Here is an 18,950-nt window from a genome sequence, read left to right as displayed (position 1 = left end):
CCATATGATCGTTGAATTCAGTATAGAAAATTTCAAGTCTTTCAAAGACAAACAAACGTTTTCGCTTTTGTCGACAAAAAACAAGGAATTGATAGCTGAAAATACCTTTGAAGTCACTAAGGATGTGCGCCTCTTACGGAGCGCGGTGATTTACGGGGCAAATGCCAGCGGCAAATCCAACTTCTTCGAGGCATTGACCTTTTTTTTGAATTTTGCGGTTAATTCAGGCCCCTCGCAGCAAGCGGGCGATGCCATAGAAAATGTCCATCCATTTTTATTCTCCCAGCAAACGGTGGAAGAACCATCTGCATTCGAATTGCTGCTTTTCCTGAAAAACCGGGAGGGCAAACCAATACGATACCGGTATGGATTTACGGTTAATCAGGATAAAGTATACGGGGAATATCTTTTCGCCATTCTTAATGTACAGGAAGTCGAGCTTTTTACCCGGGAAGGCCAGGAGATTAAATGCAACTCCAAACATTTTGCCGAAGGTGAAGCGGCAGTAAAGATAACCAGAGAGAACGCTTCGTTTCTCTCCGTTTGCGCTCAAATTAATGGGGAACTGGCAAAGGAACTTGTACTTTTTTTTCAGTTTTTTTCTATAGGGCTAAATAATAAAAGGACACAAACACTCTCTAAACTTGATGATCCGAAATATCGGGAGCGTGTTGTCGATTTTCTTCGATGCGCGGACATTCAAATTCTCGATGTAAATAGTAAAGAAGTTCCTTCTCCATATCGTGTTCGTACTCCCGGCGGCGCCATTGAAACAAGGGTGCGAATGCAAAAAAAGGCTTCCTATAGTCACGCATTCTATGATAATGAAGATGTTATATCAACAGTTGACTTTGATGAAGAAAATGAGTCATTGGGAACAAGAAAACTTTTTCAATTTGCCGCTTTGCTCCTTGAATCACTGGACAAGGGATTTCCTGTGTTCATTGATGAGTTTGATTCTTCTCTGCATCCGCTTATCCTGGAATCAATTCTAAAATTATTTCATTCACCAAAAACCAATCCCGGAAATGGACAGCTTATTATTTCCTGTCATGCGGTACATATTATGAAGAAAGCCCTTTTTCGCCGTGACCAAATTTGGTTTTGTGAAAAAGATCCCTACGGTGCAACCGAACTCTATTCGTTGGTTGAGTATGTGGAGCCGGGAACTCATGGATCAGTCAGAAATGACGCCGCTTTTGATAAAAACTACCTAAAAGGGAAATATGGCGGTATACCCTATATTAATGAAATCAACATGCAGTTAGCGGATGACAACAATGGGGCATGACAAACTATTTCAAAAAAGAACTGCGGAACTGCGCCGTGCAGAAAGTACCCGGCAGCCCCGTATAATACTTATTGTCTGTGAGGGGGAAAAGACCGAACCAAATTATTTTAAGGCGTTTCCGGAAAATCCCTGCGTTTATGATGAAATTGACATACAGGGGACAGGATACAATACAATATCTTTGGTAGAAAAAGCAATACAGCTAAAAAACGAGGCACAGAAAAAGCGTCAGCCCTATCAGGAAGTGTGGTGCGTATTTGACCGTGACTCTTTTCCGTTAGAGTCTTTTAATGAAGCTCTTGCATTGGCAAAACGCGAAAACATACGCTGCGCATATTCAATTGAAGCATTTGAAATATGGTATTTACTTCATTTTAATTACTGTGACACCGCACTTTCCCGTACTCAATACAAAGAAAAACTAACAACCGCATTAGATGCAGAATATCTAAAAAACGCTAAAGATATGTATAAACGTTTACAAGACAAACAAGAAACCGCCATACGCAATGCAAACAAGCTTTACAACATTCAATGTACAAAAGCAATCAGGGATCAAAATCCGATAACAACGGTTTTTGAGCTGGTTAAAAAGTTACGAAGCTAATCCCCTATCATTTCATAAAGCGCAATCCGGTGAGCGGAGAGAAACCCCCTGCGAACAGGCGCCGGTGGGGCTTCCCCGCCCCACCGGCGTTTTTTCGATCAAGTTGGTTTCTCTTAGTCCCAAAGATCCTCCCACCCCTTGGCGCCTTCCCACAGAAACACCTGCCCCTTTATAAGACGGCAGTTTTTATCCGCCCGGGCAATGGCGGCCATCTCGGCGTCCGTCAGGGGATCCTCGGTGACGCAGCGCAGGTTGGCAAGGTAGTTCTTTTCATGGACAGAGAAGGGTATGGGGATCTGGCCGCGCTGGACCGCCCACTTCAGGCAGACTATGGCGGGGTGGAGGCCGTGGGCTTTGGCTATTGCGACCAGCTCGGGAATTTCCGTGGCGGCAATATCCCCGTCGGCCTTGTCCCGGTCGGGCCGGTTGGGGGAACCTACGGGGGAAAAGCCGATTACCAGGATCTTCCGATCCACACAGTATTTGTACAAGTCCGGCTGCTGGAAACCGGGGTGCATTTCCATCTCGATCATCGCCGGCTGTATACGGCAGAGGGGAAGTACCGCTTCAAGTTTTGGGATGGTCATGTTGGACATACCGATGTACCGGGCAAGTCCCATATCAACGATGCGTTCCATCTGTTTCCATGCGCCCATGAAGCGATCCGCAGAGAAGGGAACCGAGTCCGGGTTACGGGCATCGCCGGCGCACCCCGGGGTGTGGCAGTTGGGGAAGGGCCAGTGCACCATATAGGAATCCAAATAGTCCAGTCTGAGGTCCCGCAGGGTTTTTGCCAGGGCAAGGAGTACATTCCCCCTCCCGTGCATATCGTTCCAGACCTTGGAATTGATAAAGAGTTCTTCCCGCTTTACCACACCGGAATTGAAGGCATCATCGAATACTTCGCCGATCCGGTCCTCGTTGCCGTAGACCGCAGCGCAGTCAAAGAGCCGGTAACCGGCGCGGATAGCCCCGCCTACGGCTGCGGAAATCTCCGCTGGGGGATACCGGTCGGAGCCGAAGGTTCCCATACCTATGCAGGGAATCTTTTCCCCGGAAGCCAGGGTCCGTTTGGGGACCAGTTTGGGATCGATAGGACCGGCCATTATTTCAGCTCCTCATCGGCGCAGATAGCAACCTTGCCGCAGTTTCCATCCGCCATAAGTTTGTAGGCCTCCGAAGCTTTGTCCAGGGGGAAACGGTGGGTCACCAGAAGATCCGGGTGCATGTTCCAGCGAACCAGTTCTTCCACCAGGTTTTCCATGAGCCAGATACTGGTTACCCAGCTGCCGTAGATGGTTTTCTGATCATGGAGAATATCCGGGCTGGGATTAAAGTGTACCGTTCCGCCCTCCCCCACCAGAGCTATCTTACCCCACTGCCGGGTAGCCCGTATGGCGGTGACCCGGCCGGGATCGCTGGCGGAGGCGTCAAAGGCCCGCTCCACACCCTTGCCATTGGTCAGCGCTTTAATTTCATCAACATTACTATCCGCAGGGGTGAGTACCTTATCCGCCAGGCCGAGTTTTTTTGCCAGCTCTATCCGTACCGGGTTTCCCTCAATGCCGTAGAGTTTGTTGGCCCCCATGGCGCGGCAGAGCATCAGGGCGGCCAGACCCACCGGGCCCAGACCAACCACCAGCACCGCATCGTTGCCGGAAACCCCCACCTTGGTGATGGCCTCGTAGACCGTGCCGAATCCGCAGGCCACCTGGGCGCCGTCGGCATAGCTCAGGGAGTCCGGGAGTTCCACCAGATCCTTTTCGTCGCAGAGAATGTATTCCGCCATGCCCCCGTCCCGCTGCCAGCCGTAGGCCGCCCGGAGGGGGGAGGAACAGGAGATCATGTAGCCCATACGGCAGTCGTGGCAGACCCCGCATCCTGAGATATGGTACACGATAACCCGGGCGCCCTTCTTGAAGCGTCTGATCCCGGGGCCCTCTTCCACTACCTGTCCGCAGGGTTCATGCCCGGCGATGACATTTTGATATCCCTCGGGCCCCTTGCCAATATGTTCACGGTAAATGGCGCGGATATCGCTGCCGCAGATGGTACAGGCCTTCATCTTAACCAAAACCTGCCCGTGTCCCGGCTTGGGAATGGGAACATCCTTCAACACTACGGTACTGTTTCCCGGGAGATAGGCTCCCTTCATGGTTCCTTCCATAATAGCCTCCTGCATAAATGTGGTTCAAACGCTACGCGCGTTTAGCGTATTTCTTCATATCAAAGAAAACCGCCACAATTATTATAGAGCCTTTTACCAATAATTGATAATAGGAATCGATGGATAGGAAGCTCATCCCGTAGTTGATAAGCCCCATGGTGAATACCCCGATGATCATGCCCCCTACGGTACCCACACCGCCGTTTTGGGACACACCGCCCACGGTAACCGCAGCAATGGCGTCCAGCTCCATACCGTTTGCCGTAAGGGCGTTGGCCAGACCAAGGCGGCCTGCCTGCAATACCCCTGCGCAGCCGTAGAGGAGTCCCGCAAAAAGGTACACACAGAGGAGATCCCGCTCCACATTGATCCCCGAAACCCGGGCTGCCTGGGCATTGCCCCCAATGGCATAAAAGTTTGTCCCCTGCCGGGTATGTTTGAGCAATACCCAAACAATAATGGTAATAATCACCACATAGATACCAAGGGCAGGGAAAGAAAAGGTTGCAGGACCGATGGAAGTCTGGGCCAGGGCCTTAAACTGAGGAGTCAGGGAACCGACGATGGCAGCCTTGGTGTAGATTAGCTGAATACCCCGGGCAATGGACATGGTTCCTAAGGTGGCAATGAAGGGGGGCAGTTTCCCGTAGGCTACCAGCACCCCGTTGAAGGCGCCGAACAGGCCCCCCGCAAGAATGCCCGCCAGAATGGGAACCAGCAGCGGAAAACTATGGCCGAAGTACAACGCCGATTCATAGGTGGAGATCTGGGCGAAGGAAGCCGCCACCGAAGCGGTAAGGCAGACCACATAGCCGATGGAAAGATCGATCCCCTTGGTGATGATGATCATCCCAACCCCCAGGGATGCAAAGGCCCTGACCGATTCGGCGATGATAAGGGTCTTAATTGAAGGCCAGGTTAAAGCCTGACCCCGGGTAAGAATTGCTAGAATAAAAACCAGCGCCACAAAGGTAACAAAGGTTGTATACTTACTGACAATCTGCTTTATTTTAATTTCCTTCATATTTTCCCCCATCAATATCTGTTTTGTATCGAGATTTTAAGCAAACTGTGTGGCGTAACGCATGATCGCTTCCTGGGTTGCATCCTGTTTATCCAGGGTCCCCGTATGCCGGCCTGCGCAGAGTACCATTACCCGGTGACTCATGCCGATAAGCTCCGGCATTTCGCTGGACACCATAATGATGGCCTTACCTTGTTTTACCAGATCCGCCATGATGGTGTAGATTTCGTACTTGGCCCCCACATCGATACCCCGGGTAGGTTCATCCATGATGAGTATCTCCGGCAGGGTCATAAGCCAGCGGCTGAGTATCACCTTCTGCTGATTTCCGCCGGAAAGATTCTGGATCATGGTACCCATGGTGGGGGTCTTGGTTCTGAGCTGATCGTTCTGGGTTGAAGCCAGGGCTCTCAACTTTTTATGATCCAGAAGGCCAATCTTCGTTTTATAGTTTCCCAGGGATGCCACAGTAGTATTAACGGTAATGTCCAACAGCGGGAAGATACCGGAACTGCGCCGGTCTTCGGTTATCATTCCTATCCCCGCCTGTATAGCAGCCTGGGGGCTGATTTTTTTCAAGGGCTTCCCGTTTACCAGAATTTCCCCCTCCGCCACTGAGCGGACCCCAAAGATGGCTTCCACCAATTCGGTACGCTGGGCTCCCACCAGTCCTCCCAGCCCCAGGATCTCCCCTTTGCGGAGTTCGAAGCTGATATTCCTAAAGGACCGGGGATTAGCGGCCCTAAGGTTCCGTACCTCCAGGCATACCTCCCCAAGGGTGGATTCCACCGGGGGGAAGCGGTGGGTAATATCCCGGCCCACCATGAGGGTAATCAGTTTGTTATTATCAATCCCGGATATCGGATAGGTACCGATTACCTTGCCGTCCCGCATGACCGTAACGGAATCGGCAATCTGGAAGATCTCTTCCATTTTGTGGGAAATATATATGATAGCCACGCCCTGAGCCCGGAGGTTCCGGATAATTTCAAAGAGGTGGGTCACTTCGTTCTCGGTTAAAGAGCTGGTGGGCTCGTCCATCACCACGATGGAGGCTTTGTAGGAAACCGCCTTGGCGATCTCGCAGCCCTGCTGTTGGCTGATAGAAAGACTGCTCATCTTTGCGGCGGGATCGAAATCAAAGTTAAGTCCCTTAAGTAGTTCCCGGGTATCGCGGATCATTTTCTTATGATCGATTAAGTGAAGGCCATTCACGGGTTCCCGGCCCAGCCAAATATTCTGCGCCACAGATCGTTCGGGCACGTTGGACAATTCCTGGTGGATCATGGAAACCCCGACATCCATAGCATCGGAGGCGCTGTTAAAGTGACGCTCGTTTCCATTAAGAATTATCTTTCCCGCGTCCGTCTTGTAGATGCCAAAGAGGCACTTCATCAAGGTAGATTTTCCGGCGCCGTTTTCCCCCATCAGGGCGTGGACCGTTCCCGGCTTTACCTGAAAATCCACATTGTCTAAAGCCAAGACCCCCGGAAACTGTTTGACAATCCCGAGCATTTCAAGGACATAGGCTGATTCCGCCATGCTTGCTCCATCAATTTAATTAAAATGAGAACCACTAAGGACCTTAGCCGAAAGGACTAAAACCCTTTTGTGGTTCTTTTTAAAAATCCGCTATACGCATTCCTTATTTAGGAGCGTTCGCCTTGTAATAATCCGAAGCCTTGTCTACGGGTACAAAGGGGACCAGATAGCACTGCCCAATGATGGCGGCGTCGTTGGCCGGAGTTTCATCAATGGGGGTGGTCGCCGCAGGGGTTCCGCCGGCGGGGTTGCCCGCTTTGTAGGTACCGGTAGCTACCTGATAGACCACATCAAAGGCCGCCGCAGACTGACCGGCCGCATCCTGCAGAACCGTGGCGTAGAGCTTGTTTTCCTTCATGGAATTAAGCGCTTCCCCGGTGGCGTCAATGCCCAGTACCGGAACGGTGAGGGTAGTACCGTCGCTGAAATCGGTCTTGGTAAAGCCGTTCTGAATGAGGGATTCCACGGCGCCCAGGGCCATACCATCGTTCTGGGCGGCCACTACGTTAAACTTGCCCCGATAGGCGCCGATCCAGGCGTCCATCTTCTGCTGAGATTGGTCGGGGGTCCAGTTAGCGGTGTCCCGGGCTACCACGTTAACGGTGTATCCCCGGGTCTTGAGTTCCGCCATAAGGCCCGCTTCCCGGTTGATTTGGGCAGGATGACCCAACTGGCCCAGGATGAGGAGCATGTTTACCGTTTTGCCCGGGGCCTTATCCGGATATTTGTCAAAATAGTCCGCAATAAGTTCGCCCTGGAAGCGGCCGGCCACGAATTCCGGAGATGAGGCGTAGAAAAAGGTCTTTCCCACCTTGAGAGACGCAACGGTTGGCTGGATGTTAGAATAAGCCGCCGATCCGCCCCGTTCCAGGATAAGCTGGTTCATCTGTTCGGAAAGTTCGGAAACCGCCGGGATAATTACAAAGTGCTTATACCCTTGATTGAGCAGGGTCTGAAGCTGGGTAAGCTGGGTGGCGCCATCGCTCCGGGCGTCTTGAACATTCAGGTCCACATTCTTTGCCGCCGCAAATTTCCGTACCGCTTCGGAATAATCCTTGAGAAATTGTTCGTCCATGTTTCTCATAAGCAGAGCAATCTTGGTTTTCCCACCCGCTTCCGGTACGCTTGTTTTCTTTTGGCAGCCAACAAACACCATGGCCGCCGCAACTACCAGCGCCATTATAGCTAATGTGATTTTTTTCATAAATCCTTTCCTCCATAATGATGTCTCTGAAGGCCTAAACCCTCTTGGCATTATTATAAACTCTGTTCTTGAAACTGTATAGCCATTTTTTTATTATTTTCCAAATTGCCCTTGGTTAATTTTATATGATGAAAGGTCAAAAATATACTTTTATTGGCTGCCATCGGGAAAACAGGAAGAAATCAGGGGGTATTTATTTTAATATTTCTTTTCCCTAAATCTGCCCATGGTTAAATTTATATGACGAAAGGTTAAAAAAATACTTTTATTACACGGGCTGATAATTTTTAGATATTTTTATTATTTTTTTCTTGCGCTATTAATTGTTACATGGTATAGTAAAAAAATATTTTAACCTTTGGAGGAAAAAATGAAAAGAAAAATTATCTTTTCCATGTGCTGCGTTCTGGTCGCAGTACTTATGTCGTGCGCGGGAACTCCCGAAACAGCAGGAACCACCGAAAAGGCGGGAACACCCGAAACAGCGGGAACTCCCGCTAAATCCGAGGCAAAACTGCGGTTCGGTTATGTTGTGAATGATCTTGAGAATCAATCCCATGAATTGTTTAAACAGGGCATCATTGCCGCCGCAGCCGAAGAAGGCATTGAGCTGCGTGTCGTTCAGTATAAGGACGGGGATATCGCAACTTATTCGGGGCTTGTAAAAGAATTCGTGGATCAACATTACAACATTATAGTAGCACTCTACGGCGGGACAAATTACGATCAGGCGTTGATTGATGCTATGGCTGCCGGTATCCCGGTAATCACCATCGATTCAAAAAGTAATATTGAGGGTATCACCTGTCATGTGGGCATTGACAACTATGCTGGCGCCGCAGCGGGCGCCGAATGGATGGGTAAGGCTCTTGGAGGAAAGGGTACTGTCGTTACTCTCAATGGAATGTTAGTCCGTCCCACCGGCCGTGATCGCCGGAATGGTTTTGTGGAGTATTTGAATAAAAATTATCCGGACATTAAAATCCACGAAGTCGCCACCGATTTCAACATGGGAAGGGCTCATTCCGGTATGGAGGGTGCTCTCGCGGAGTTGAAAAATGATATACAGGGCGTGTATTGTGCATGGGACGGCGGTACCATCAATGCGCTTGATGTGTTGGATAAGGCAGGCCTTGTAGGCAAGATGAAGCTCGTAGGTTTTGATGGTTCGGCAGATGCCTTGAGTGAAATGAAAGCCGGCAGAATTGACGCCGATGTTGCATGGCCGCTTTTCAATATGGGTTACACCGCGGTAAAGCAGGGCCTTCTTGTTGCTCAGGGAAAAAAGGTTGAACCGCTTTTTAATCTTGAGACCAAACTCATTACCAATGCCAATGTTGATGAATGGGTGAAATATGCTCACCTCAGTGAGTATATGACCAAATAGTTTTACTACGAGGTTGTCCAAAAAGTTTCAAAAACTGTTTGGACAGCCTATGTGAACTCTGGAATATTAATTTACAAATTGAAATACCCCGCTGCATTTGCGGCGGGGTATTGAGAAATCAGGCACGTTTTATCTCAGAAAAATATTTTAATATCGTTGAGAAACCCAATTCGTAATGCAATCGGCTATCATGGCTTGAGTATCACCGTATTTTGGCGCAGACTCCGATAGACCGTGAGAAGCGCCTTCTACATAGACAAGAGTTTTATCTTTGCTTGCGGTGTGCTCATATTCAATTTCACTGGGCACTATCCAATAATGTGCGGTCATGCTCATAATAAGCACGGGTACATGGACTCCTTCCAGATTTCCCGGTGTAGACGTATTGGAAGAATTAAAATCTACCCCAATAATATCATCTGCGGTAATTTTGAAATTACTGTTGACCTTGATGGCAAGGGTACTCAAAAAATTCACTATATCCGTTGCTACAACACCATCGGCATAATTTCTATTATTGGATTCACCCGAAAGGCGTCCGTTTTTGTCGATACCCGCAGTACGCACACTCTGTATTACGGTATTCTCGACACCCCTTACGGATAGTAACGGATAAGCCTTCTTTGTGTGAGAAAAAGCGGTGAGATCGCTTAAAAACAGTCTGCTCGAAAGGCGGGGAATTACAAGCGGCTCCGAATCGGGATAGTTTGCGGTTTTATTTTTTAACGCATCCCAACGTCCCAAGGCAAAGTTCAATAACTGATCGTTACGCTTATATTGTCCTAAATAATAACGCGCCTTCCATTCATCCGTATACACCGAGCCGGTTGCGCTAAAGCCGTTTGCTTCCGCATACATGTCCAGACTCCTGTCAATTTCCTGCGGCGCTAAGGGGCCCTCGGAAACTACGGAGGGATCATAGTTTACCAATTGGGCAAAGGCATATCCAAGATGGGAATCCAGTAATATCAGGCCGTCTGCTTTTGGTAAACCATTCAAGTTGTTCCCCAGGGGCCAGATTTTTTCGGGGCCCTGCCCGACGGCGGCGCCGTTTTCAGCGATATTTTGATAGAAAGCGGAAGCCGGACCGCCGCCGCTATGTCCAATTAAAATGATTTTTTCAATACCCGGAAGGTTTTTATAATAACTAATGGCTGCTTTCATATCCAGGGCAACATTATCCCAATAAATATCCGCAAGTTTATGATCGGTATACCGTGTATTGGCTACCATAACAGTAAAGCCGCGTTCTGTCATATATTTAACCAGGGAATGATCAAAATAATTGCTGTTCGGATGCGTTAAAAAAAGCCCGATTTTATTATATGAATTTATTACCCCGGGCTGATATAACTGGGCAACGAGTTTACCGGAAAATTGTACAATTCTTACGCCTCCGGGCGATGAAGCCGCTTTTTCATCCCTTGCCGGTTCAGCAAAGGCAAAAGACGTTATCATAACGATAAAAAGCATGATACCTAACATCCTTACTCTCATAAAAACCTCCAAATAATAGAATATAAGTAACGATATACCTCGCATTTTGCACTGTCAAGTCAAGATCTTGTGTAATTTAGGTAAAAGATTTAAAATACCCTTAATCCACGAAAGGAAAGAGCAATTTTTGGTTCTCCGGTTCATACAGATTATCCGCAGTGATAAGTACCGAACCGGTATCAATGAAGGGGGGCAGGGGCCGATTCGCTGCGGCGTCCCGGGCAGCCCGGACTGCGAGATACCCCATATTAAAGGGTTTTTGTATTACCGTAGCGGCGATGACCCCCTGCTCAATCAGCTGTATTTCCGTAAGAGAGCTGTCAAAGCCTACAAGCCGTACCTTCCCGGCATGGCCCTGATCCTGCAGAGCGCGAGCCGTACCCAGGGTGGAAAACTCATTCATCGCCAGAATACCCCCCAGATCCGGATACTCCTTAAGGAGATTCACCGTAATAGCATAGGCGTTTTCCTCAAAATTTTCGGTAAACCAAACGCCCAGCAGGGGGTAGCGGCCATCCTGCGCCAGAACTTTCCGGGCCCCCTCTTCCCGTTCCATGGCGGTGGTAGTCCCCTGAACATGGTTGATTATGGCGAGTTTTCGCCCCGGCTCAAGGATGCGCAGCATTTCGGCGGCAACCTTTTCCCCCCCCTCTATATTGTTCGTTGTCACGAAGGTGACCAGCCGGGAGCTAGCCACCCCGGAGTCCATGGCAATTACCCGGATACCCTGAGAAACGGCCTGCTCAACCAGGGGGGCCAGCCGGATATAATCGGCAGCTGCCAGGATAAGCGCCGTGGGGGGATCGTTTTTGAGGATATTCTCGGTGATGCGTATTTGGCCGTCCACATCGCTTTCCACCCATGGCCCCTGGATATCCAGGGTAATGCCGAATTCGTTTGCCGCAGCGCGCATACCGGTTTTAATCACCTCCCAAAATTCCTGATCGTTGGCAATGGCCTTTATCACTGCGGTAACTTTGATGGCCTTTTCGGGAGACGGTTGGGTAATAAAAAGGATGATTAGACTTCCCGCCAACAAGATGAAGGCCAGGATGGCGGGCATAATAAAGGAACGAATTCGAAACAATGTTTCCCCTATCTGATAAGAAATCAATGTATAAAAAATCTGCCGGTAAAATATATATTTACCGGCAGATCATTCCTGTAAAATAGCTTCCGGCTTTATTCGTAAACAACCGCTGCCACATCGGGGTTGGTCAGATTACTCTTGTCCGCCCAAAGGAAACCGGAGTCAACGATTTTGGGCAGTGATTCACCCCGGAGCGCTTTAACGGCGGATTCAACGGTCTTATAACCCATAAGAACCGGGTTTTGCTGGACCGCACCATACATCAGTCCGGATTTGATGGCATCCAACTGGAGTTTGCCCGAATCAAAACCAATAACGATGATCTTTCCGGACAGGCCAAGTTCACTTACCGCATTCACCACGCCGATAGCGGAACCTTCATTGGCGCCATAGTATCCCTTCAGATCCGGATTACCATTAATAACGGCTTTGGCAATTTCGGTGGAACGAAGATGATCACCGCCGCCGTATTGGGTTTCAAGAACTTGAATATTGGGGTACTTATTTTTCATCTGCTCCAGGAACCCATCCCGGCGATCAATACCGGTACGGCTGGTCTGATCGTGGACGATAAGCGCCACTTTGCCGCTTCCGCCAACAGCTTCGGCCATTTTATCCGCCGCGAGCGCAGCGGCAGCCTTATTGTTCGTGGTAACGGTCGTTACGGGGATATCCGACTCCACCCCTGAGTCAAAGGCGATAACCGGAATATTTCTGGATTTAGCCTGCTGCAAAAGGGGGAGCGCCGCCCGGCTGTCCAAGGCCGCAAAACCCAGCGCCGCAGGATTTTTTCCCATGGCGGTTTGAAGCATCTCAATCTGCTTATCTACCTGGGATTCACTCTCGGGGCCTTCAAAGGTGATCTGAATTCCCAGCTCCTTGGCCGCCTGATCCGCGCCTTGCTTAACGGCCTGCCAGAACTGATGCTGGAACCCCTTTGAAACCAAGGGTATGTAGGTCGCACCGCTACCGCTCTGCGCTCCGCCATTAGCAAACACAAAACCGGAAGCCCCAACCATGAGACACAGAACTGCTAAAAACATCTTCTTCATAGATTCCTCCTGTTTATTTCACCATGAATTTCCATGGTGATATTTACAACAATCACAGGATTATTGTAATTTCTACACAATACAACGGGTTATTTTATTTTCCGCCGGGCAATATCAAGGTATACCGCACCTATGACGATAAGACCCGTTACTACCATCTGCCATTCCTGGGGTACCGAAAGGATCCGCAGCCCATTGGTAAGAACCGTAATGATAAATGCACCTATTACGGTACCCAGAATACTTCCCTCCCCTCCGGAAAGGGATGCTCCGCCGATAACCGCCGCCGCGATAGCGTCCATTTCGTATCCCGGTCCCAACGCGGGCTGGGCGGAGTTTAGCCGGCTGGCCATCACAATCCCCGCGATACCAAAGAAGGCGCCGCTCAGGGAATAAATACCTATCTTCCATGCATCGGTATTTATTCCCGAAAGTCTTGCCGCATCCTCATTGGACCCGATGGCAAAAGTATACCGGCCGATAATGGTTTTTGATAGTATAAATGAGGCAACCAGGGCGGTCCCGAAAAATACGAGGACCCCCAGGGGTATCCCCAAAATGGGCCTGGTGGCGATGGAACCGAAATTCGGTATATCGGTAAAATAAACGGGTTTAGTTCCGGAAACGATGAGGTTAAGCCCCTTGGTAATGTTCATCATCCCCAGGGTAGCAATAAAGGGGGGAAGTTTAAGCTTGGCGATACTGACCCCGTTAACAAACCCGCAGAGGGCGCCGGCAATAACAGCGGCGATGATACCGACAAAAACGGGCATTCCCAGCATGGTAATAAAAACCCCGGCCATAACCGAGCAGAAGGTCATAACCGTACCAATGGAAAGATCTATGCCCCCAGTAACGATAATAAAGGTGATCCCCACGGCCAAAATGCCGTTAACAGCGGTCATTAATAATATGGTTACCAAATTATTGTAGGTTAAAAAATTCGGCGAAAAAAGAGAAAAGATAATGATCAGGGCAATAAGACCTGCGAAAGCAAGTATCGTTTGGGTCGTTTTTGAATTGGAGCGTTTTTTGTTTGCCATATTCCTATCCTTTATTCACAAGATTATTCCGTAATGTTGCATAGCTCATGATCTTTTCCTGTGTGCTGTCCACGGTACCCAGGGTCGCAGTAACCCTGCCCTCACACATCACCACAATACGGTGGCTCATGCGAAGAACTTCCGGCAGTTCAGAGGATATCATTATTATCGATTTTCCCTGATCCGCCAATTCATTAAGAAGCTTATAGATTTCACTCTTGGCGCCCACATCAATACCCCTGGTGGGTTCATCAAAAATAAGTATGTCGCTGTCCCGAACCAGCCATTTCCCCACCACTACCTTCTGTTGATTACCGCCGGAAAGGTTCTTTGCCTGCTGTTCCACATTGGGGGTTTTGGTATTGAGCCGCTGTATATATTCTTCGGTAACTTTTTTTGCCTTAGCTTCATCAATCACCCCGAGGGGTTTTAAAAATTTACTGAGGGAGGCCATGACCGTATTAACCTTTACCGACATGCCCAAGGCAAGGCCGTAACGCTTGCGATCCTCCGAGAGGTACCCTATTCCATGCCGTACCGCATCCTTGGGCTGTTTAATCAGCGCCTTTTTCCCCTTTACAATAATCTCCCCCGAATCCATAGGATCCGCTCCAAAGATAAGCCGCATGGTTTCGGTTCTGCCGGCTCCAAGAAGCCCGGCAAATCCAAGAATTTCGCCCCTATGAAGCTCAAAGGATACATCCTGAACTGCCCGCCCCCGGTTAAGGTGCTTTACTTCCAGGACCACTTCATTTTTAGAGGTATCCCCATGGGGGTGGTGACTTTCATAAATTTCCCGTCCCACCATCTGGGAAATAATCTGCTCGGTGCTTATTTCTTTCATATGGCTGGTAGCTACATACTGACCATCCCGCATAACCGTAATCCGGTCACAAATACGGTGCAATTCATCCATGCGGTGAGAAATATACACGATCCCCTTGCCCTGAGACTTCAACCCTCTGATAACCTTAAAAAGTTCATCTATCTCGGAATCGCTTAAGGCCGAGGTAGGCTCATCCATAATAAGGACATCCGAATTGAAGGACAGGGCTTTGGCTATTTCTATCATCTGCTGCTGGGCGACGGTGAGACTGGCGACCAAGACCCGGGGGTCAAGGTTGAGATTGATCAGTTTAAAAAGCTCTTCAGATTTACGATTTATTTCCTTATCATCAACTAAAAAATTAAATCCCTTTTTATGTTCCCGCCCTATAAAAATATTCTGAGCGGCGGTAAGGTGCTTCATCAGGTTTAGTTCCTGATGAATAATGCTGATCCCCAGCGCTTGAGCCTGTTTGGTATTATGGGCCTCCGCAAGCTCACCCCGGACTTTAATAGTTCCCGCATCTTTCCCATAAATACCGGAAAGGACTTTCATCAGTGTTGACTTGCCTGCTCCGTTCTCCCCTATCAGTCCATGAATCTCTCCGGGAAGCAATTCAAAACTGCAGTTAATGAGAGCATGAACCCCGGGGAAGCTCTTTTCTATCCCTTCCATTTGCACAAGGAGCTCACTCATCCGTTATACACCTCCGGCTACAATCTTAAATTATTGTAAGTATATTGTATGTTTCTGTAAGGAAAATGTCAAACCTTTCTTGGTGAATGGCGTTTTTTTCCGCTTAATTGATGGCCGGGAGGTGTATGAATACCGTGGTACCCTCATCTTCCCGGCTTTCAAATTCCAAACCATATTCGGCGCCGAAGTACAGTTTGATCCGCTCATCCACATTGCCCACCCCCACGCCGCTGCCCCGTCCGGGACTCGGGGGATCCGCCGTATTTCCCCGGACCAGCCGCGCCCTGACCCGCTCCAGGGTGTCCCGGTCCATTCCGGCGCCGTCATCCCGTACCGCCAGATCCATGCCCCGTTCCGTACGGCATCCGGTGATAATCACGGCGCCTGCGACGGAATTGTTTTTTATCCCATGGTATATGGCGTTTTCCACCAGGGGCTGGAGGATTATCTTAACGATCTTAAAATGCATGATATCCTCATCCACTTCAATGCGGTAATCCAGGCGATCCTTGTAGCGTATCTTCTGAATGGTCAGATAATTTTTAACATGCTCAATTTCGGAGGCAACGTCGATGATCTCCTTTCCCTTGCTGATGGACAGGCGGAACAGCCGGGCCAGGGCGGAACTCATGGCGATCACATCCTGCTCTTTGCCCCCCTCGGCCATCCATATCACCGAATCCAATGTATTGTAGAGAAAGTGCGGGTTGATCTGCATCTGTAACGCATTAAGCTCACTCTTCCGTTTCTGTTCCTGCTCCTGGGTAACCCGGTTGAGGAGTTTTTTTATCTCCCCGACCATGATGTTAAAATCCTTCCCCAGTTCTCCAATCTCATTGGAGGACCGGATATCCGCAACCACATCGAAGTTGCCCTTCTCCACATCCCGCATGGATTGGCGCAAATCCTTGATGGGCCGGGAAATGCGCCAGGTAAGGATGATGGAGATCCCCATGGAAATCATCAGGAACAGGAGACCCCAGAGGGCGTAGCTCCGCCGTATGGCGTCCCGGTTCTCCAGGAATTCGCTCCGGTAATTCACCCCCACCACTTTCCAGCCCGTGGCATACATGGGCTCCACGGTGTAGAATTTTTCCCGGTCCTCATCGTCCCCGAGGAAATAGTTTTCCTGTTCATCCAGGACCCGGCGTATGTTTTCGGTCTTGAGCCCTCCGTAGAGAAGCTGTTGCTGCGGATGGTACACAATGTCTCCGTTCCGATCCACGATGAAGATGTAACCCCGCTGCCCCAGCTGAATCGAACTGCAGATCTGTTCTATGATCCGGTAATTCAGATCCACCAGCAGTATCCCCCGGCCTCCGCCGCTTTCCTGATCGATTATTTCACGGGAAAGGGATATGACCCACTGGTACTGATCCGCGATAATATTCTGCACATGGGAGGAAGAAATCACCGAGTCCCCGTGGGCATGTTGGGCGGCGGTATACCAGGCCTGTTTTACCGGTTCCGTAAAGGGGTTAAGCCGGCGATCCTGGTCCGGGGTGATGAATTCCCCCTTGTAGGAAAACATTCCGATAAGGGAAATATCGCTGCGGGTATTGGTCATCACCCGCAGCACCGCCCGGGCCGCATCTTCGTTTTCCCGGCGGATTTTGCCGGTCCGCAGATATTCCTGCACACCGAGATCGGCCTGGACTATGGCGGACACCGAATCCATATAGTCAATATAGAATTCGATATTGTTCGTAATCTGATGAACCAACTGCTGGGTATAGTGCCGGGAGGCCAGCCGGGAACTTTCTTCGGTTACCCCGAAGGCGATAAAAATAGCCCCCATGACGAGGATAATCGAGAGGACGGTAAAGGCGATTGCCAGGGTCAGCTGTATGCTGTGAAACCGTTTAGGCCTGGCTTTCATTACGGTTCCTGTTTCGGTATTCCGTGGCGGTAAACCCCGAGTATTTGCGGAAACTCAGGGAAAAATAATGCGCGTCCCGGTAGCCGATCTTTTCGGCGATCTCGTAGGTCATAAGATCGGTGGTCCGCAGCATTTCCATGGCCCTGTTCAGCCTGATATCCGTTAATTCTTCCACAAAGGTTTTATCGTGGTACCGCTTCAAGACCGCACTGAAGTAGCTCATACTGATATCCAGTTTTTTGCAGAGCCCCTGGAGGGACAGAGCCGGATCGGCATAGTTTGATTCCAGGTAATCCAGGGCCTCCCTCACTTTTATCTGGGCAAAATTTTCCTGCCGTGCCCGGATATAGGTAGTGATCCGGCTCACCAGATCAATGAACCATGCGCGGACTTCGCCGAGATTTTTAAGCCGGATAATTTCCGCAAAGGGATCGGAACCGGGTAGAAAAATTTCCTGCTCGGGGATTTCCAGGCTCGTACAGCTCTGCATGATTGACGCTAAAACCAGAGCGAGCTTACGATGGTACTCTTCAACCGTAAAGGGGGTATTTTGAAAATGCCGGGCCATCTCATCTATGCAGAGGAGGCATTCATCCTGTCCTCCGGTTTTGATAGCCGAGGCTATCCGCCGTTCCCAAGCCGGCTCCCCTTCCTCCCGCTTCCGTGTTCTGCGGAAAACTTCGTCGGAGAATCCGGTTTTCCCCATCACCTCCCGGTAGGCGGAAACCCCGCTTATTCCCCGGAGGGCCGCCGCAATCAGAGCTTCCGCTGCGGAATTGTAGGAAACAAGCAGATCCTCCGGATCATCCACCGGCTCACCAACCCCCAGGATAGTATCCTTGAGCCCCATGGATTGGAGACTGCGGTAAAGGGCTTCCGCGGTTTTCAGGCTCTCCCGGTACAGGTGGCCCCTATCGCTATTCCAAATGAGGAGGACAGACCGGTCCTCCCTATCCTGAAACAGGAATCCGGTTTCACCGGTCTCAAGAAATTGTTCCAGTACATGCCGCTGGGTCAGGTGATCAATATCAAACCGCTCCCCCTTCCGGGGGCAGACAAAATCCAGGATCAGACATTGATAGGCGACTCCCCGGACAGGCAGGTCCAAGCCCAGGGCGGCGATCCGTTCCGGTATATCCGCAGGCCGTTGTTTCCCCTCCGCAAGCCGGGCCAGGAACCGTTCCCGCATAAGGGGCATACTCTCCGATAGCTGTTTTTTAATTTGTTCCAGGTTAAGCCGTTCCGCCCGTTCCTGATCCAGGGTGGTCTTTAGTTTTTCCAGAACCGCCCGGAGTTCCTTAGGGGTTACCGGTTTAACGATATACTCATAGACCTGAAGCTGAACTGCCTTCCGTGCATATTCAAAATCATCGTATCCGGAAATGATCAATACCTTAGTTGCCGGGGACAGGACCGCCAAACGGTCCGTGAATGCAAGACCGTCCAGGAAGGGCATGTTGATATCCGTCATCACCGCATCAATTTGGATGCGTTCCGCCAGTTCCAGAGCCTCAAACCCATTTACGCAGGCCCCGGCAAAGGAAAAACCCAACTCTTCCCAGGGTATGGTATCCCGTATACCTTCCCGTATCTCGGGTTCATCATCAACAATCACAAAGGAATACAACCATGAGTCCATAGGGCC

Annotated in this window: 15 protein-coding genes; 3 read left to right on the top strand and 12 right to left on the bottom strand. The window is 49.9% G+C overall.

What is annotated here, in order from left to right; translation table 11 throughout:
- The first annotated feature begins 4 nt into the window (after positions 1-4).
- Positions 5-1,291, top strand: coding sequence for an AAA family ATPase (locus LQZ19_RS15555; RefSeq protein WP_411048603.1), 1,287 nt, complete (start codon positions 5-7; stop codon positions 1,289-1,291).
- Complete coding sequence (locus LQZ19_RS15550) at positions 1,281-1,898, top strand: RloB family protein (protein WP_411048602.1); 618 nt, start codon at positions 1,281-1,283, stop codon at positions 1,896-1,898. Before LQZ19_RS15555 ends, LQZ19_RS15550 begins: the two co-directional genes overlap by 11 nt.
- A gap of 113 nt (positions 1,899-2,011) precedes the next feature.
- On the opposite strand, the gene LQZ19_RS15545 is transcribed toward LQZ19_RS15550, so the two are convergent.
- From LQZ19_RS15545 to LQZ19_RS15525, 5 genes are all read right to left on the bottom strand, one after another.
- Positions 2,012-3,004 carry an aldo/keto reductase gene (locus LQZ19_RS15545; protein ID WP_411048601.1) on the bottom strand — a complete coding sequence of 331 codons (993 nt, stop codon included), beginning with the start codon at positions 3,002-3,004 and terminating at the stop codon, positions 2,012-2,014.
- Positions 3,004-4,065 (bottom strand): zinc-dependent alcohol dehydrogenase family protein, encoded by a 1,062-nt coding sequence (locus LQZ19_RS15540; protein WP_411048600.1) that lies wholly within the window; start codon positions 4,063-4,065, stop codon positions 3,004-3,006. Before LQZ19_RS15540 ends, LQZ19_RS15545 begins: the two co-directional genes overlap by 1 nt.
- A 31-nt stretch (positions 4,066-4,096) precedes the next feature.
- The gene (locus tag LQZ19_RS15535; RefSeq protein WP_411048599.1) at positions 4,097-5,089 is read right to left on the bottom strand and encodes an ABC transporter permease; all 993 of its coding nucleotides are present in this window, start codon (positions 5,087-5,089) and stop codon (positions 4,097-4,099) included.
- A 36-nt stretch (positions 5,090-5,125) separates the two neighbouring features.
- Positions 5,126-6,631, bottom strand: coding sequence for a sugar ABC transporter ATP-binding protein (locus LQZ19_RS15530; protein ID WP_411048598.1), 1,506 nt, complete (start codon positions 6,629-6,631; stop codon positions 5,126-5,128).
- A 103-nt stretch (positions 6,632-6,734) separates the two neighbouring features.
- Positions 6,735-7,835, bottom strand: a complete 1,101-nt coding sequence (locus tag LQZ19_RS15525) for a substrate-binding domain-containing protein (RefSeq protein WP_411048597.1) — start codon at positions 7,833-7,835, stop codon at positions 6,735-6,737.
- A gap of 370 nt (positions 7,836-8,205) precedes the next feature.
- Here LQZ19_RS15525 and LQZ19_RS15520 point away from each other — a divergent pair, with 370 nt between their 5' ends.
- Positions 8,206-9,222, top strand: coding sequence for a sugar ABC transporter substrate-binding protein (locus tag LQZ19_RS15520; RefSeq protein ID WP_411048596.1), 1,017 nt, complete (start codon positions 8,206-8,208; stop codon positions 9,220-9,222).
- A 147-nt stretch (positions 9,223-9,369) separates the two neighbouring features.
- On the opposite strand, the gene LQZ19_RS15515 is transcribed toward LQZ19_RS15520, so the two are convergent.
- The 7 genes from LQZ19_RS15515 to LQZ19_RS15485 form a co-directional block, all read right to left on the bottom strand.
- Positions 9,370-10,719 (bottom strand): alpha/beta hydrolase family protein, encoded by a 1,350-nt coding sequence (locus LQZ19_RS15515; RefSeq protein WP_411048595.1) that lies wholly within the window; start codon positions 10,717-10,719, stop codon positions 9,370-9,372.
- 100 nt (positions 10,720-10,819) lie between these two features.
- Positions 10,820-11,806: a substrate-binding domain-containing protein gene (locus LQZ19_RS15510; RefSeq protein ID WP_411048594.1), complete on the bottom strand. Its 987-nt coding sequence runs from the start codon at positions 11,804-11,806 to the stop codon at positions 10,820-10,822.
- Positions 11,807-11,901: 95 nt separating this feature from the next.
- On the bottom strand, positions 11,902-12,861 hold the full coding sequence (locus LQZ19_RS15505; protein WP_411048593.1) for an ABC transporter substrate-binding protein: 960 nt from the start codon (positions 12,859-12,861) through the stop codon (positions 11,902-11,904).
- Positions 12,862-12,950: 89 nt separating this feature from the next.
- On the bottom strand, positions 12,951-13,904 hold the full coding sequence (locus tag LQZ19_RS15500) for an ABC transporter permease (RefSeq protein WP_411048592.1): 954 nt from the start codon (positions 13,902-13,904) through the stop codon (positions 12,951-12,953).
- A gap of 4 nt (positions 13,905-13,908) precedes the next feature.
- A complete protein-coding gene (locus LQZ19_RS15495; RefSeq protein ID WP_411048591.1) occupies positions 13,909-15,426 on the bottom strand; it encodes a sugar ABC transporter ATP-binding protein in 1,518 nt (505 codons plus the stop codon).
- Positions 15,427-15,529: 103 nt separating this feature from the next.
- On the bottom strand, positions 15,530-17,305 hold the full coding sequence (locus LQZ19_RS15490; protein WP_411048590.1) for a cache domain-containing sensor histidine kinase: 1,776 nt from the start codon (positions 17,303-17,305) through the stop codon (positions 15,530-15,532).
- Complete coding sequence (locus LQZ19_RS15485; protein ID WP_411048589.1) at positions 17,289-18,944, bottom strand: response regulator; 1,656 nt, start codon at positions 18,942-18,944, stop codon at positions 17,289-17,291. The genes LQZ19_RS15490 and LQZ19_RS15485 overlap by 17 nt, the downstream gene beginning before the upstream one ends.
- Positions 18,945-18,950 lie beyond the last annotated feature (6 nt).

It is taken from the genome of Treponema primitia (assembly GCF_046533075.1).
Classification (GTDB): Bacteria; Spirochaetota; Spirochaetia; order Treponematales; family Breznakiellaceae; genus Termitinema; species Termitinema primitia_B.
Note: the sequence above shows the minus strand (reverse complement) of the source record. Positions and strands in the feature narration are given on the sequence as shown.

Coding starts and splice junctions, on each gene's coding strand:
- LQZ19_RS15555 (WP_411048603.1), top strand. CDS start 5: ATGATCGTTGAATTCAGTATAGAAAATTTCAAGTCTTTCAAAGACAAA.
- LQZ19_RS15550 (WP_411048602.1), top strand. CDS start 1,281: ATGGGGCATGACAAACTATTTCAAAAAAGAACTGCGGAACTGCGCCGT.
- LQZ19_RS15545 (WP_411048601.1), bottom strand. CDS start 3,004: ATGGCCGGTCCTATCGATCCCAAACTGGTCCCCAAACGGACCCTGGCT.
- LQZ19_RS15540 (WP_411048600.1), bottom strand. CDS start 4,065: ATGGAAGGAACCATGAAGGGAGCCTATCTCCCGGGAAACAGTACCGTA.
- LQZ19_RS15535 (WP_411048599.1), bottom strand. CDS start 5,089: ATGAAGGAAATTAAAATAAAGCAGATTGTCAGTAAGTATACAACCTTT.
- LQZ19_RS15530 (WP_411048598.1), bottom strand. CDS start 6,631: ATGGCGGAATCAGCCTATGTCCTTGAAATGCTCGGGATTGTCAAACAG.
- LQZ19_RS15525 (WP_411048597.1), bottom strand. CDS start 7,835: ATGAAAAAAATCACATTAGCTATAATGGCGCTGGTAGTTGCGGCGGCC.
- LQZ19_RS15520 (WP_411048596.1), top strand. CDS start 8,206: ATGAAAAGAAAAATTATCTTTTCCATGTGCTGCGTTCTGGTCGCAGTA.
- LQZ19_RS15515 (WP_411048595.1), bottom strand. CDS start 10,719: ATGAGAGTAAGGATGTTAGGTATCATGCTTTTTATCGTTATGATAACG.
- LQZ19_RS15505 (WP_411048593.1), bottom strand. CDS start 12,861: ATGAAGAAGATGTTTTTAGCAGTTCTGTGTCTCATGGTTGGGGCTTCC.
- LQZ19_RS15500 (WP_411048592.1), bottom strand. CDS start 13,904: ATGGCAAACAAAAAACGCTCCAATTCAAAAACGACCCAAACGATACTT.
- LQZ19_RS15495 (WP_411048591.1), bottom strand. CDS start 15,426: ATGAGTGAGCTCCTTGTGCAAATGGAAGGGATAGAAAAGAGCTTCCCC.
- LQZ19_RS15490 (WP_411048590.1), bottom strand. CDS start 17,305: ATGAAAGCCAGGCCTAAACGGTTTCACAGCATACAGCTGACCCTGGCA.
- LQZ19_RS15485 (WP_411048589.1), bottom strand. CDS start 18,944: ATGGACTCATGGTTGTATTCCTTTGTGATTGTTGATGATGAACCCGAG.